The sequence below is a fragment of the Halodesulfovibrio sp. MK-HDV genome (assembly GCF_009914765.1).
Lineage (GTDB): Bacteria > Desulfobacterota > Desulfovibrionia > Desulfovibrionales > Desulfovibrionaceae > Halodesulfovibrio.
Window position 1 is genome coordinate 241,695 of record NZ_WYDS01000001.1, and the last position, 15,732, is coordinate 257,426.

Here is a 15,732-nt window from a genome sequence, read left to right on the forward strand (position 1 = left end):
TTCTGAAACAATGTATAAATCGGCTGGAACGTTAATCTTGAAGATGAATTCTAAATGCTGCTGTGTGCCAATTTCGGCATTTTGGGCAGCTATAGAATGTTTCAAGGCGCCTGATACCGCAATGGCTACATACGAAACGCTTAACATTTCCAATTTGGTTTACAAAGAAACCAAGCTGATTTTTGAAGACAGGTGAAAGAGGTTGCTCGTTCATTGCAAGCCCCAGCAACTCCATACGTGCTGCCCAAAAATTGGGATTAAGCACCATGGTCTTTGCAAGCCATGCATTTGCCTCTTCGATATTTCCATCATAAATATGGAAACGTGCGCAGTAGTACTGAACGATAATATCAGGATCTTGCGTATCGAGAACTTCCACCACAATCTTGCATAGGTTTGTGGCAAAGTCGTCGTCGCATGATTCTGCATATTCATCAAGAGACGTGTAAATATGCTCAAGCATTAGAAAACGCATGCTTGGAGTAATATTCGTCAATCCATCTTTAAGAATCGAACTACATTTGCGGATCTCACAATTTTGTGCGGCAAGTGCAAATTTCGCAATCCAAGCTTCAACAGAGCCTTTGTAGATACGCAGGGCTTTGTTGAACGATTTACTAGCTTCACCTTCACTTCCGAGAGAGAGAAGTTCCTCACCATGGAGAACCATGTAATGAGACTGACCAATTTTGTGGCCTAGCTTTCCGTACAGTCTTGAGGCATCGAGGAAGTTGCCTACCTCGGCATATAAAACTGCAAGCGACTGAAGGATTTCTTCAGTGTCTCCAGCAATTCTTCTTGCGCGTTCAAAGGCTTGTAGTGCCCTGTCCATGAAGCCGCCACGACGGTAGTCATGACCAAGCTCGAGAAAGGCTCGAACACGGAATTCCTCATTAAGGCCAGGACGTGCAATCAAGTTGTTACGCAATTGCACGGCACGCTCAATATCACCTTGAGCACGGTAAAGGTTTCCAAGGGCTATGTAGATCTCAACAGCATCGGGATCATTTCGAACGGCTCGGGACAGTTCTGCAATAGTTTCCTTGGTATCTCGTTCACCATGTGGTGTTTCAAACGTAGCAAGAACAGATTTTCGCTTATTAGGAATCAATCGACTCAGCATGGACATTAGCTGCCCTCCGTAAGTTGCGCTTACGCCTCAGTAGCTTTTTCCGGGGTACCTTCAGATTCAGGCTCAATCTCAGGCAGATTTGCTTTTTCATCAAGAGGATTAGTGCGAAGAGCGTTTACTTCTTTTTCAAGTTTTTTAAGCTGCTTACGTGCTTTGCGTATTGCGGAGCCCAAGCGAACTCGTTCGAGTAAGAAGAAGAAAGTAACAGCAAAGGCGCCAAAAACAAAAAGCACCCAAAATGAGAAAGTAAATTGGAAGCGGAATGGTTTCCCAAGATTGGTACAACAGATCAACTTTCAGCGTAATGGCCTGAGAAAGTTCTGCTGTATTCTGTTGGAAGAAAACCATACAGAGGAAAAATACAACAACAAGCAAAAGTACCTTAATAAAACGCATAGACTACTCCTTATTACACACCCTACGGCAGGGCATCAAAGCTTGGTTTCAATTTAGCATAGGTACTCTGAAGATGCTCAGAGATAAGCCGGACATCGGCACACGTAGCCATGAATGAAGAATCACCATCCCATCGTGGAACAATATGATAATGAAGATGTTCGCGAATGCCGGCACCTGCGGAAGTGCCAAGATTGAGACCTATATTGATCCCAGTAGGGTTAAATGTTTCTTTCATAATTGTGGTGGATAGTTGCAGCAAGTCCATCAACTCATGGGCCACATCAGCAGCAAGCTTGGTAATACAGTTCGTATGCTCGTACGGCATTACCATAATGTGTCCCACATTATATGGATATTTATTCATGATGATGAAGTTTTTTTTGCCTCTGTAAAGAATGAGACGTTCTTCATCTTCGTCTGTGTGGTCAGGAATGCAAAATACGCATGTGTCAGGTTTGGGGCCTAGAATATAGTCAATGCGCCAAGGCGCCCACATATGTTGCATGATACGTCCTAAGTTCTTTCTGAATGAATCGGGGAAAATTATTCGGTTTACTCTTGAATGTTCAAGAATGCCGTACAATCCTATCATTATTATCCCTTGCCGATTTACACGGGAAGCGCCGGAAGAGCAAGATTTAGGTTGCAAAAAGAGTGTGCATGTTGCCATGCTTACTGTGTAAACTCATAATTTTTACAATAACTGTCTATTATTGCCTAGCTTTTAACATGCGGTATGCAAAGTCAAGTTGTTCCTGTCTTGTCTTTATTTTTTCATCAAGCATGGCGAATAAAGTCTTTCGTAACACTTCTCCGAACAAAGGACCTGGTGTAAATCCAAGTAATTGTAAGTCTGCACCTGTGATGTCGAGAGTCGTGTTGCGCAGATAAGCAAGGAAATGTGAAATATGTTTTTTCACTGCTTCAGATTTTGTACGCGCCATCATGTATAGTACCCCTTCAAGCGGTATTGGTACAAGCAGTTCGTAAAGTCGGCTGTAAGCTTCCGGAGGGATAGCGTTTATCAAGTTCGTTACAGATTTTACGGTGTCCCGCAGGGTTAAAAAGTCTGCGTATTGTTTGGGGGCAAAGTGTAAACGTGTAAGAACTTCCTCCACTGCATCAGCTTTTGATGCAGATGTGAGTCCAAGTAAGTAAATAACCCAAGGTTCGGGAGATGGTTTGGCATAGAGCATTCTGTACCACTCCATTACCTTTTCAATCTCTTTAAGCACATCTCGTTTTTTCGGAGAGAGCTCAAGCGCAGGATGAATGGATTGTAGAACAGTAAATTCATGAAGCCTGATGAGAGACTGATAAGGACTTACTTCGTTAAAGATAGATTGAAGCTCATGGAAAACTCGGGAGCCGCTAAGTTTAGTGATAAGCTTTAATTGTAAAGCATTCTTAATAAGCTTCGTAGTTTGTGGGCCGATGATAAATTCAAAACGGGTTTCAAATCTGATCGCACGGAGTATGCGTGTCGGATCTTCTACAAAGCTTAGGGAGTGAAGAACGCGAATTACTTTGTCGCGAATATCTTTCTGAGCACCAAAGAAGTCAATGAGCTTACCGAATTTGTCGTGGCTTAGCTGGATGGCTAACGCGTTGATGGTAAAGTCTCTGCGGTATAAGTCCATCTTGATGGAAGAAAGTTCTACCGTAGGTAAAGACGCTGGCTGCTCGTAATATTCGAGGCGAGCGGTTGCCACATCAAGTCGTTCTTCTTCGCCTGCCGCGTTCGTATATATAATGATAGCTGTTTTAAATTTTGTATGCTGGCGCACTCGTCCACCAAGACTGTGGGCAAGTTTTTTAGCAAATGCAATGCCGTCGCCTTCGACAACTAAGTCGAGATCTAGGTTTTTACGTCCAAGCAGTAAGTCACGCACAAAGCCACCAACAACATACACAGCCACGTTAAGCCTGTTTCCCAGATCTCCAGCCATAGTTAGCAATTCGAAGTGGTGTTCAGGCAAGCGTTCTTTCAGGAGCGGGAGTACATTGCGCTCTTTTTTATCTGAAAAAAGTTTGTCAGGTACTCGTGATGGTTCTTCAACCAGCGTGTTGATAAGGTCTGTACGGGTAATAACCCCCATAAGGCGTGTATCAATTACAACCGGAACAAGTCGCTGACGTTTGCCTACAATAATTTCCATGACAGGATACAAATCATCATCAGGGTTCACTGTCTGAACTTTTTTGTTCATATACGTGCTGGCAGGGGCATTACCTAGGCCATGCGAACAAGCTCGAACAGCGGTTTGGTACTCCAGATAGCCGCTGACAACGGGATTATTAGCACTTTCAAGCAACGGAATAGCTTTTAGGCCAAACCGGTTCATAATAGATTCTGCTTTGCACATGGAGACGGTTTCGTATTCAAATATGGCGGGCGCAGTCATGTGTTCACGCACAGTCTTTTCATAATGGATGGAAGAATAGAGTAGTCCGAAAAGTTCATCCTTTACTTCAGATAGTGGCTTGCTTTTTACAGAGGCTGATGCTGCAAAGTTATGACCACCACCACCTAGAGACTGACAAATTTGGCCAACATTGACAGAATGAATTTTACTTCTGGCAACGACTTGTACCCGGTCACTCATGCGGCACAGAGCAAAAAGAACTTTTACTTCTTGCATGTCGATCATTTTATGAGCGAGCAAAGCAAAGTCCCGCACGTAATGAGAAACTGATGTTTCTGCAATCACAACCGGGATGCCGTTAATGTCATGAGTCGTTGCAGATTCAAGCAGGCTGTTGAGGATGGAAATTTGTTCAACGGTCAGCTCACGAGTCGTGAGTTCTGAAATTGTGTTGATGTCCATACCCATTGTTTTCAGCCATCCGCCTGCTTCAAAGTCATGTTCCGTTGTGGAATTGAAGGAGAATGATCCGGTGTCTTCATAAACACCCAGTCCCAGCATGGTTGCTTCTTCTGGCGTAATGGAGAGCCCTTTTTCTTTAATCAACAGCGTGATGATTGAAGTAGCAGATCCCCAAGGTTTGACCACTGAGAGCGTTGCTGGCAGATCGTCATTTGAATCTGGATGGTGATCATACAGATGGATTTCTAAGTCCGGATTCTCTAGAGCCGGAGCAACATGGCTGATGCGTTCGCGTTGTCTAGTGTCTACAACGACAAGAGTTTTGACCGTGGAATAATCGATTTCTTTGGCATCTTTAAAATTGAAGAGATAAGTGGCACTTTCAATAAAGAAGTTTCGCAGGTTTGCTTCCTGTGATCCCGGGAAAACTAGAACGGCATCATCGTACAGCTTGCTTGCAGCAACAATTGCCGCAAGGCAATCAAAGTCTGCATTAGCGTGACCTGTGATTAGGACAGGAGCCGGAATAAGGGGCTTCGAATTAGAATTCACGCTTACATCCTTGAACGTGGGTGGTATTGCTTATGGATTTGTTTAAGTCTGTCTGCCTGAACATGTGTGTATATTTCTGTGGCAGAAATATCTGAGTGTCCCAACAGTAATTGAACGGTACGTAAATCTGCGCCGCCGTCCAGTAAATGTGTTGCAAACGAATGTCTAAACGTATGGGGAGATACATTTTTATGAACTTCGGCTTTTAACACGTAACGCTGTACCAGTTTCCAAATAGCTTGCCTGGTTAATCCTTTGCCGGATCGGTTAAGGAAAACAAAATTTTCAATTGGGGCAAAGTGTGGTCGCCAATCTCGCATATACAATTGCAAAATTTGCATGGCTGCATTGTGCATCGGAACTATTCGATCTTTAGAGCCTTTACCGTGTACACGCATCAATCCACTTTGGAGATCAAGGTCAATAGGCTTCAGAGTAACACACTCTGTAACGCGTAAACCAGAAGCGTAGAGTAATTCAAGAATTGCGCGGTCGCGAAATCCTAGTTTCTTTTTCATATCTGGTTGTTCAAGTATCGCTTGAACTTCTTCTACAGATAAAACGTCGGGAAGAGTTTTAGGAAGTTTTGGATTTTCTAAATATTGTACAGGGTTGGCGTTTAGATAGTTCTCGTCAAAACAGTATCGGAAAAATCCGCGAAGTGCAGACAGGTGGCGCGCAAGGCTGCGGCTATTTAATCCGCCTCGACGAAGGTGCATAATGTATAAAAAGATGGATTGATCAGTAACATCTTCAACCTTGTATTTTTTGTCTTCGAGAAAAACTAAAAAGCTGCGTAAATCAGTTTCATATGAAGTAAGCGTATTTTCAGAAAGTCCACGTGTGACAAGTAAAAACTGAAGATAGCTATCAACAAAAGGATGGCTGACTGGAAGTATTTCGTGAGGTTGCGTGTTCATTATGCGTGCCTGTAATTAAAAGAAATATTCCGAAATGTATTTACCTGCGGTGAACAGAATAAATACTGTGAGAATGACTTTAAGTGTATTGGCAGAAACATATTTTTGGCACAGCGCGCCAAGATACATTCCTCCAATTCCGCCTAGTCCGAATAATATGCCTAAAAGGTAGTCGGGAGCAATTACTTGTGCCGGATATATATATGAAAGGGCCTGATAAATTCCGACACCGGCAATAGACGTTACAAACGTTCCCATGAGACAAGCGCCAGCAACTGTATAAACTGGCAGCCCAAAGAATGTAATAAAAAATGGGGCAATAATTGCGCCGCCACCGATGCCGTAAATTCCACCTATGATCCCTACCACAAAGGTAAGAGAAAAAATACCGGCAGTAGGGGCAGTGTACGTTTCACCTTCAAAAGAATAAGCGATACGTTTTAAAGAAAACTCAAGAGTTTTTGTAGTGCCGATTGGAGGCGTTATGGCATCTGTTTCCAATGTTATTCTTTTTTTGAAACGGATTGTTTTAAAGAGACGAAAACCGACATAGAGCAGCACACCGCCGACAAATAATTTAAAGTCTGCGGTGTCGGGAAGGTATGTGATTCGAATAATAGCGCCGATGACAACACCGGGGAGGGTGCCTGCTATGACAGCCCATGTGAGTGGCCAAACCATTCTTCCTTCACGTATGTAGCGCAAGACGCCACTCGGAATAGCAATAATATTAAACAGTTGGTTTGTTGCACTTACAGAAGGCGTGGTGTAGCCAAGAACTGACATTTGGAAGGGAAGCAGCAAAAAAGCTCCTGAAAGCCCACTCATGGACGTGAAAAAGGAAATAACAAAAGCAACAGCTGGGGGGAATAGAGGGTGGACTTCAATGCCGGCAACAGGAAACAGCATAGGCTCTCCGCTGTTAGTGTAAAAGGTCAAAAGTATGAGCTAGGTTGTAAAGATTTTACACTATTCTCCGATAAGAGTGCAACATTTAGCGCCGAAGATTGCGTCATATGCTTTTGCAGTATGTCGTTTTCGTTTTGATTGTAATGGATGTGCGAACATTATGTATCTCAGCCGCGGCGTTATATGCAAACACTGATCTGTATCAGTACTATTTTCTAATAATAAAGTGTGCCATCGGCATTCGCCTTAAGTAAGGAAGAAATTGTATGTGGAATTCTAAAAAGATTCAATGTCTCGCAATGAGTGGACTTCTGATTCAACTCGTATCCGGTATTGTTATGTATAATACAAGTGGCACGATTCCACTTTATTTCTTTATTTCTGGCTTGCTGGTCGTCGCTGTCTTTTTCACTATGTATGTTGCTGGATCATACGTTGAGGCAGACAATGAAAAACTACAAAAATATATTTCAGAAATCTTGAAAGACAATTTTGATGCTCCTCATCCGCAGTTTTCAGCACAGGATGCAACCTTTGGATTAGTGAAGATGTTGATCGAGGAACTCAAACGCGAAAAAGGCGTTCTTCTTGGTGTTATTAAAGGGTTACCCGTCCCATATATTCTTGTCGATGCAGATGAAAAGGCATTGTTTACGAACCAGGAATGCTTAGACATGCTGGAAATAGACGGAGCTCCTGAAGCGCAGCATGGAAGTACTCTTGGAGAGATTTTCTATAATGACAGAACACGCGAAACCGCGGTTGGGAAGTCCATTAACAATGGAAAGGTATTTAAAAACCTCGAAGTAACAATTAATGGGCATAAAGGCGGACAGTGTCATGTGCTCGCGAACGTATATCCGCTATATAATATAGATGGTATTTGTGTTGGCGGGCTTTGTTTGTATCTTGATATGACACAGCTGAAAAAGCATGAAGAAGATTTAATGGGGCAGCATGAACTTATTGCGGCTTCTGCTGAAAAAATTGCAGTTATCACAGATAGACTTACTGCGTCCTGTTCCGAAATTTCCTCACAGGTTGATGAGTCTCTTAAGCTCTCGGTAACTCAGCAGCACGGTACAACAGATGTTGCAGCTGCAATGGAGCAGATGAATGCATCCGTTATGGATGTGGCTCAAAGTGCAAATGACGCATCCGGTTTAGCAGAATCAACCCGTGGTAGCGCAACACAGGGAGTTGAAGTAGTTCAACAGGCTCGAGCTGTTATTACGCGTGTGCATGAACATGCCGTTGAGTTGAAAAATGACATGCACGAGTTGGGCGGACATGCTGAATCAATCGGAGATATTATTAGCGTAATTAATGATATCGCAGATCAGACAAACTTACTTGCGCTGAACGCCGCTATTGAGGCAGCACGTGCCGGTGATGCTGGTAGAGGCTTTGCTGTTGTTGCTGATGAAGTTCGCAAGCTGGCAGAGAAAACAATGCAGGCAACAACTGAGGTTAGTAGAGCGGTTGATGCTATTCAGATTAGTGCAGAAAAATCTATAGGGTCTACAGAATCTGCCTCTGACGCGATTGATGAAAACACAAGACTTTCTGCTGATTCTGCAGAAGTTCTTGATACGATTGTTTCAATGGCAAATGCTACCGCAGACAGAGTTCGCGAGATTGCCGCAGCAGCTGGTGAGCAATCTACGGCAAGTGATCAAATTTCCGCCGCTGCAACACAAATAAATGGCTTAGCTAATGAAAATTCTGCAGCAATGAATGAATCAGCAACTGCAGTGAACGATGTAGCCCGCCTTGCATCTGAATTAACTGTACTTGTGGCTGAATTACGCGATATTAATTAGTAGAAAAAATTGGTTCACCATACAGTGAGAGCTATTAAAGTGTAGAAAAATCGTGGGCCGAGAGAAATCTGGTGCACTGGTTTATTGACCGATAATCATTCTCAAGGTATATACAGAAGCGTAAAAGCTATTTGATACGATTATGTAAGGAACAGAGCTTATGGCAGAGCTCTTTTTTCCCGACCGGTAACGGGATATATACCCTAAGGAGATGCAAAGCTATGGCAGAGTTCAAGCTTGCTGACCGTTTGGCCGCAGTGCCACCGTATCTGTTCGCACAGATTGATAAAGTTAAGGCTGAAGTAGCCGCTCGTGGTGTTGATATTATTAGTCTTGGAATTGGCGATCCGGACACTCCTACACCACAGTTTGTTCTTGATACCATGCGCACAGCGCTGGATGATGCGGCAAACCACCAGTATCCTTCATATGTTGGCATGAAAGAGTATCGTACCGCAGTTGCTGACTGGTACAAAACTCGTTTTGATGTTGACCTTGATCCAGATAATGAAGTGGTAAGCCTTATTGGCTCTAAAGAAGGTATTGCACATTTCCCGCTTGCTTTCGTTAACCCGGGCGATCTCGTCCTCGTGTGTACTCCTAACTATCCTGTATACGGTATCGCAACCGAGTTTGCAGGTGGTCAGGTTCAGTACGTGCCGCTTTTGGAAGATAATTCTTTCCTTCCTGATCTTGATGCTATTGATGAAGCCACTTGGGTAAAAGCTAAAGCTATCTTCATCAACTACCCGAACAACCCGACTGCAGCTACTGCGGATGAAGCGTTCTACAGAAAGCTGATTGATCTTGCAAAAGCATACAATGTTATTATTGTTGCGGATGCGGCGTACACCGAGATTTATTACGATGATAACAACAAGCCTCTTTCTATTCTTCAAGTAGAAGGTGGTAAAGATGTTGCGATTGAGTTTAACTCCTTGTCCAAACCATACAACATGACCGGTTGGCGTGTAGGTATGGCTTGCGGTAACGAGCAGCTTGTTCGTGGTCTCGGCAAGATTAAAGAAAATGTAGACTCCGGTATCTTCCAGGCTGTACAGCTTGCAGGTATTTCCGCGCTGCGTGATGGCGAACCATTTGTCGCAGGTCTTCGTGACATGTACAGAGGTCGTCGTGATCTCGTTGTAAGTGGTCTGCATAAAGCAGGCATTAAATGCAATATCCCAGATGCAACTTTTTATGTTTGGTCTCACGTTCCTGATGGATATACATCATCTACGTTTGTTACCAAAGTTCTGGAAGAGACCGGTGTAGTTCTTACTCCGGGTAACGGTTTTGGTACCCCGGGCGAAGGGTACTTCCGTATCTCACTTACCGTAGGTAATGAGCGCCTCGAGGAGGCGGTATCTCGTATTCAGAACCTGTAGTTGCATTTATCTGCCTTGGCTCAAACATGGGCGATACAGATACAAATCTTGCAAACGCGATAACTGCGATTGATTCGCTTGATGGCGTTTCAGTGTCGAAGAGTTCTTCAATTTTTCGTACTGAGCCACAAGAAAAGAAAGACCAGTCATGGTTTGCAAATCAGGTTGTCTCTGTTACGTGTTCAGAGTATGTAACTGCGCATGACCTTTTGAACAATTTGCTGGAAATTGAGAATACGCTTGGAAGGGTGCGCGAAGAGCGCTTCGGCCCGCGTGTGATTGATTTAGACGTATTGTTGTTCGGCAATGAAGTAATTGAATCGGAAGACCTTATTGTACCGCATCCGCGAATGACGGAAAGAGCATTTGTGCTTGTTCCGCTACATGAGATCGCACCGCAGTTGCAGTTTCCGGATGGTAGGGGGCTTACAGAAGTTCTCGGCAAGCTGGAATACAAGGTAGACGCTGATCAGATCTGGCAATAATTTATCGTAAGGGAGAGCTCGCGTGATTAAATGGGTAGTTCTTTTAGTTTGTGGCTGGCTGCTTTTTAAACTTGTTACTAATGACAACAAGAAGAAAACAGATAAAAAACACAAAGATATGGAAAAGAAAGTTGCAACTGGTGACATGGTAAAAGATCCAGTTTGTGGCGCTTTTGTTTCCCTTGATCAGGACATTCGTATCCGTGACGGAGAAACCATCCATCGTTTTTGTAGCTACGAATGTAGAGACAAGTTTTTAGCCCGTCTTGAAGAGTCAGGCCGAGCGATTTCTAAAGAAAGTAAAGAAGAGCCAGCTGATTAGTTAGCTATAGAAAGATGAACCGGAAGCCTTAAAGGGCTTCCGGTTTTTTTAGTCTTGTCAGGTCAGCATAATTCAACAGGGTCTGGCAGTTTGTTTTAAGGACATTTTTTTTGGAATTGAACGAACGTTTTCTTTTGGCAGAAAGAAAACGCGGCTACATTTTTTCTGACGTCATTTTTACGCTGCATGAAGCTATGAACATTTTTCAGAATTACACGGATGAAAACGTAGCTGATTGATTTGAAGAAAATGGCTTAAGTCATTCGAATCAAGTTTGAACAGTTTTTTCTGTTTTGTGATCACAATGTACTCTTTGGAAAATGAGACATTTTGAAGAGTGCAAAATAGAATGCGGATAGATAATTTGTAGTGTTAACGGTCTAAAGTTCAAATGACCATGCTCACAGCGACAGAGAGTCATTTAAGATCACAAGATGAGCAAACGGGTTAAGACTAAAAAATATGCGCTTAAAAAAGCGCAGAGAGAAGTTTGAAAAAATAAGATCTACAAGAAACAAAAAAGCGAGAGAGAATGGTGTGATTTCACACCATATTTTATGTCTCATAATGTATATTATGTTAACTTTAGTAAAAAAAGACTAAATTATTACAGAACGTTGTCTCTTTGTGGATAACTGTGAAACAACCGATAAATGTCTTTTTATTGTTTTGTCCAGAATACCCTTTTTAAGGCTTGTTTATTGAAAATGAGGGATACGGCTACGACCGTTAAAAAAAAGATGTGTCTGGGTGTGGCTCTATGCTGCTTATTGAATAAAAAAAAGGAAATCTTTGAACTGTTACTTCAAAGATTTCTTTTTTTCTATTCTATAGCCATTGCCTATTTTAGGCACAGAAAGCGTATGATTAGGCTTGAGATTGGCATTCTTGTTGGCAACTACAGGACGCTGTCTGGTGCTCTTTTAGTTTTGGTCATTCCGTGGAAGAATAAAATCGTCAGCCTTCGGCTGAGTTTTCCAGCGCTTGTGCATCCAGAACCATTGTTCTGGGTACTGACGTACTATGCGTTCAACTGCGTCTGTATAGAATCTGGTGATCTGTTGGATTTTTTCTTCACGGGTTCCCTCAAGATCTTCGGTACTGAGGGGCTCTTCAACAATGAACTTGTAGCCCCCCTCCTCGTTACGGACAAGGAACGCTGGCAAGATAACTGCTTTGCCCCTAAGGGCCAGGAAAGCGGGGCCTGAATTTACGGCGGCTATTTCACCTAAGAAATCTGTAAAAATGGCTTCTTTCCGTTTGGTGTTGTGATCAACTAAAAAGGCAGTGACTCCTTTCTTTTTAAGCGATCTTAAAACTCCAAACACTGCGTTTCTATGGGAAAGAATCTTAGCTCCACGCCCGCCTCTAAGTTTAAAAATGAGTTCGTTCATGTTTTCATTCTTATTGGTACGAACAACAATTTGCGGCTGTGCTCTGTGAGGGCCGACTGCTAATTCGCCTAAAATTCCTGCCATGATTTCCCATGCTCCCATATGCCCAGTTATGGCAATTATTGGTGCATCGGTCGCTACACAGACAGAAAATGGATGCCCTGCGTCCTGTGTTATAAGCTCACTAAAGAATTTTTTGTCTACTTTGGGAACTAGGAATATTTCAAGAAAAGAGCGGCAGTTATGCATAAAACTTTTTTTTGCAATGACAACGGCCTCTTCATATTCAACATTTAAATGCTGTTGAATAGCGTCTATAGCGAGTTTTCTTCGTTTGGGTAGACTATTCCACATTACGGTCCCTAATGCACATCCCAGCACTTTGGAGCTGTTGACGGTCATTTTGGAACCTAATGTGTAAATTGCTGAATATATTGGATTCACTATCTGTCCTTAAAGTAATGCTTTAAGTTTATCTTCTAAGCACTTACGTTCTTTTTCAAGATATTCTTCGTTAAGACTTCCTTCTGCCAAGTCATAAGGTTCACCAAAGAGGATCTTAACTTTTGAGAAAGGTAATGGCACTTGGAATTTGTCCCATGCTTTTTTGAAAACATACGAATTAGACATGGCTATTCTTACAGGAATAACCTTCGCCTTGCTTCTGTGGGCAATAAATACTGCACCTTCTTTAGCTTCATGGCGTGGCCCTTTTGGTCCATCGACCGTAATACAGCCAAGGTGACGGGACGTTTTCATGGTCTTAGCTACACGTAGTAATGCTTTTACGCCACCGCGGGAGCTGGACCCTCTACTGGTGAGAAGGCCAAGCTTCTCAAGAACCTGAGCAAGGATTTCTCCATCTGTACTTTGGCTTACAACGGCTATTATCTCAAGCTGTCTTCGAACATGCATGAGTGGAAACAGCTCATCGTGCCACAGACAAGCTATCATTGGTGCCTGTGCATCCCAGAGTTTATCTATTTTTTCACGCCCTACTTCTTCATATTTTAAAGTCTTACACCAGACTTTGTATAACTGAAAAAGCGTTGAAGAAATAAGGGGAATTGGCAATGGAATTTTCATTAAGCAATCTCCTCATGACTCTCAAACTGTAAGGTGTACAGTCGCTGGTATAATGGGCTGTTTGAAAGCAAGGACTCGTGAGTGCCCTCGTCTACAACTTCACCGTTTTTCATAACTAAAATTCTATCAGCAGAAATGATGGTGGAAAGACGGTGTGCGATCACAAGGCTTGTGCGATCCTTCATTAAGTTTTCCAACGCCAACTGAACTACTTTTTCTGATTCTGAGTCAAGCGCGCTTGTTGCTTCGTCTAGAATAAGTAATGGCGCGTCTTTTAATAAAGCGCGGGCAATTGTTAGGCGCTGCTTTTGGCCGCCGGAAAGACGTACGCCACGTTCACCTACGACAGTGTCGTATCCCTCTGGGAAGTCACAGATGAACTCGTGCGCAAATGCTGCCTTAGCTGCTTCTTCAATTGCTTCTTTACTGCACTCCTCTGAAGAGTATGCAATGTTGTCAGCAATTGTTGTATCAAACAGAAAAGCATCCTGAGATACGATTGCTACATTTTTGCGTAACGATTTGAGCGTAAGACTTCGGGAGTCTATACCATTTATAAGAACACGCCCCTCTTGCTGCTCGTAAAAACGAGGAACGAGGTTTACAAAAGTTGTTTTACCAGCGCCACTCGGGCCGACAATTGCAACTTTTTCGCCTTCTTTAATATGAATATGAATATCTTTAAGTGCGGGCTGACCGGTCTCATCATAGCTAAATGTCACATTATCGAAGGAAACTTCATGTACTCCTTCAAGTATTTGTGAACCATCCTGTTCTACATTGATATCTGGAGAATCGAGAATTTCAAATACACGTTCTGCGCCAGCAAGTGCTTTTTGAAGTGAGTTGTTTGCAGAGGTGAGTTCTTTGACCGGGTCATACAACATAACGAGTGCTGCAACGAATGAGAAGAATGTACCAGCAGTCTGCTGACCAGCGATTACCTGTGAACCACCGTACCAGATAACTAAACCAATACCGAGGGCTCCGATAAGCTCCATGATTGGTGAGGACATTTGTCCAACAACGGTTTGCTTAAGGGCTAGCTTGGCAATACGACTGTTTTCAATTCGAAAACCAGCCTTTTCACCCTCTTCATTGGCAAATGCTTTAACAACTCGAATGCCACTGAACTTTTCTTGAAGGAAAATTGTCATTGCAGAGATGAGGATCTGGTTCTTCTTGCCAAGCTTGCGCAGTTTTCTTCCGAAATGGATAAACGGGAATAAAGCAAGTGGTAAGACAAGCACTGCCCAAGTTGCAAGGTACGCATCCTGATAAAAAACAACAAAGAGCAAGGCAATCATTGTAAGGAATTGACGTGTTCCTTTAACTACCGCCGGAAGACTACCACGGATTTCGGCTACATCGTTGACGACACGTGACATGAGCATGCCCACCTGCTGTTCTTCGTAGAACTTGAGGGGAAGGCAGATAATTTTATCGAACAGTTCGTTACGCAGCTGTTCAAGCACCTTAAGACCACAGTAGGTCATAAAGTAGTTTTGTGCGTATCGCCCTGATCCTTTTGCAAGAACAAGAATGAAGTAAGCAAAGGGAATGATCATCAAATAGTCACTGTTTTTATTGATGAAAATGTCATCCAGTGCTGGTTTAATTAGGTACGCGGATGCCCCTGTTGTTGCGGCAACAACAGCCATAGCAATAAGAGAAATTGCAATGGATACCTTGTAAGGCGCAAAGTATCGTAATGTACGTTTTAGAAGTTTACCGCTGTTTTTAGGCAGTTTTTTACGTTTTGCCATGAGTTGGGTTTCTCCACGAAAGGCTCGTATTTAAATATTCGATGGTTTTTTTAAAACTATATTGCTTTTTTCGATTTGACGACTTGCGAGTCTGCGTATCTACTAGTATGAGGAGGCTCGCAATGAGTAAAACTGAATTAAATTGTCTTTCCCTGTCCTGTCCTCAGCCTGTCATCCAGTGCAAAAATTTGATCGAACAAGAAGCTCCATCTGTTTTTACTATATTAGTAGATAATGATGCAGCAAAAGATAACGTAGTACGGTTCCTTTCTGTAAAGGGATATTCTGCAAAATCCGACCAAATAGAAGGCGGTTGGCGAATATTAGCCACTGCCTCAGACACTGATATGTGTGAAATTCTTACTGACGACGATTTGGCTTCGGTAGACAGTAGTATATGCGTTTTCATTTCTTCGGCCACTATTGGCAGAGGTGATGACGTACTTGGTGCTAAGTTGATGAAGAACTTCTTAGCGACGTTGCCAGAACTTGGCAAGTCTTTGTGGCGTATTGTAATGGTCAATGGTGCTGTTACCCTCGCAACAGAGGATAGCCATGTTTTGGATGAATTAAAAGCCCTTGAAGCCACTGGAGTTGATCTTTTGGTTTGTGGAACATGTCTTGAACATTTTTCCATGCTAGAAAAAAAAGCTGTGGGCGAAACTACAAATATGCTGGATATCGTAACCAGCATGCAGGTAGCTGCAAAAGTTATACGACCATAATAT

At 42.9% G+C, this 15,732-nt stretch carries 14 protein-coding genes; 5 read left to right on the forward strand and 9 right to left on the reverse strand.

Translation table 11 applies throughout. The annotated features are described in order from the left end of the window. Positions 1-31: 31 nt before the first annotated feature. From MKHDV_RS01180 to MKHDV_RS01205, 6 genes are all read right to left on the reverse strand, one after another. Positions 32-1,129 carry a lipopolysaccharide assembly protein LapB gene (locus MKHDV_RS01180; protein WP_160711407.1) on the reverse strand — a complete coding sequence of 366 codons (1,098 nt, stop codon included), beginning with the start codon at positions 1,127-1,129 and terminating at the stop codon, positions 32-34. A 23-nt stretch (positions 1,130-1,152) separates the two neighbouring features. Continuing rightward, entirely contained in the window at positions 1,153-1,365 is a 213-nt protein-coding gene (locus MKHDV_RS18810; protein ID WP_254060380.1) for a LapA family protein, read from the reverse strand. Positions 1,366-1,550: 185 nt separating this feature from the next. Continuing rightward, positions 1,551-2,036: an HIT domain-containing protein gene (locus MKHDV_RS01190; RefSeq protein ID WP_160711409.1), complete on the reverse strand. Its 486-nt coding sequence runs from the start codon at positions 2,034-2,036 to the stop codon at positions 1,551-1,553. A gap of 205 nt (positions 2,037-2,241) precedes the next feature. Then, positions 2,242-4,911 carry a CBS domain-containing protein gene (locus tag MKHDV_RS01195; protein WP_160711411.1) on the reverse strand — a complete coding sequence of 890 codons (2,670 nt, stop codon included), beginning with the start codon at positions 4,909-4,911 and terminating at the stop codon, positions 2,242-2,244. Positions 4,912-4,913: 2 nt separating this feature from the next. After that, complete coding sequence (gene xerD, locus MKHDV_RS01200; RefSeq protein ID WP_160711413.1) at positions 4,914-5,831, reverse strand: site-specific tyrosine recombinase XerD; 918 nt, start codon at positions 5,829-5,831, stop codon at positions 4,914-4,916. A 15-nt stretch (positions 5,832-5,846) separates the two neighbouring features. Further along, positions 5,847-6,740 (reverse strand): sulfite exporter TauE/SafE family protein, encoded by an 894-nt coding sequence (locus tag MKHDV_RS01205; RefSeq protein WP_160711415.1) that lies wholly within the window; start codon positions 6,738-6,740, stop codon positions 5,847-5,849. Positions 6,741-7,006: 266 nt separating this feature from the next. On the opposite strand from MKHDV_RS01205, the gene MKHDV_RS01210 reads away from it, so the two are divergent. The 4 genes from MKHDV_RS01210 to MKHDV_RS01225 all read left to right on the forward strand — a co-directional run bounded on the left by MKHDV_RS01210 (position 7,007) and on the right by MKHDV_RS01225 (position 10,758). After that, a complete protein-coding gene (locus MKHDV_RS01210; protein ID WP_160711417.1) occupies positions 7,007-8,563 on the forward strand; it encodes a methyl-accepting chemotaxis protein in 1,557 nt (518 codons plus the stop codon). A gap of 221 nt (positions 8,564-8,784) precedes the next feature. Further along, positions 8,785-9,951: an LL-diaminopimelate aminotransferase gene (locus tag MKHDV_RS01215; protein ID WP_160711419.1), complete on the forward strand. Its 1,167-nt coding sequence runs from the start codon at positions 8,785-8,787 to the stop codon at positions 9,949-9,951. An 8-nt stretch (positions 9,952-9,959) separates the two neighbouring features. After that, a complete protein-coding gene (gene folK / locus MKHDV_RS01220; RefSeq protein WP_256369999.1) occupies positions 9,960-10,436 on the forward strand; it encodes a 2-amino-4-hydroxy-6-hydroxymethyldihydropteridine diphosphokinase in 477 nt (158 codons plus the stop codon). Between the two features lie 22 nt (positions 10,437-10,458). Further along, complete coding sequence (locus MKHDV_RS01225; RefSeq protein ID WP_160711424.1) at positions 10,459-10,758, forward strand: transcriptional regulator; 300 nt, start codon at positions 10,459-10,461, stop codon at positions 10,756-10,758. A gap of 923 nt (positions 10,759-11,681) precedes the next feature. On the opposite strand, the gene MKHDV_RS01230 is transcribed toward MKHDV_RS01225, so the two are convergent. From MKHDV_RS01230 to MKHDV_RS01240, 3 genes are read right to left on the reverse strand one after another with little or no spacing between them, the layout of a single operon-like run. Continuing rightward, complete coding sequence (locus tag MKHDV_RS01230; protein WP_254060381.1) at positions 11,682-12,596, reverse strand: lysophospholipid acyltransferase family protein; 915 nt, start codon at positions 12,594-12,596, stop codon at positions 11,682-11,684. A 9-nt stretch (positions 12,597-12,605) separates the two neighbouring features. Then, on the reverse strand, positions 12,606-13,238 hold the full coding sequence (locus tag MKHDV_RS01235) for a lysophospholipid acyltransferase family protein (protein WP_160711426.1): 633 nt from the start codon (positions 13,236-13,238) through the stop codon (positions 12,606-12,608). Continuing rightward, positions 13,238-15,004, reverse strand: a complete 1,767-nt coding sequence (locus MKHDV_RS01240; protein ID WP_160711428.1) for an ABC transporter ATP-binding protein — start codon at positions 15,002-15,004, stop codon at positions 13,238-13,240. The genes MKHDV_RS01235 and MKHDV_RS01240 overlap by 1 nt, the downstream gene beginning before the upstream one ends. A 122-nt stretch (positions 15,005-15,126) precedes the next feature. Between MKHDV_RS01240 and yedF the strand changes: the two genes are divergently transcribed. After that, entirely contained in the window at positions 15,127-15,729 is a 603-nt protein-coding gene (gene yedF, locus MKHDV_RS01245; RefSeq protein ID WP_160711430.1) for a sulfurtransferase-like selenium metabolism protein YedF, read from the forward strand. Positions 15,730-15,732 lie beyond the last annotated feature (3 nt).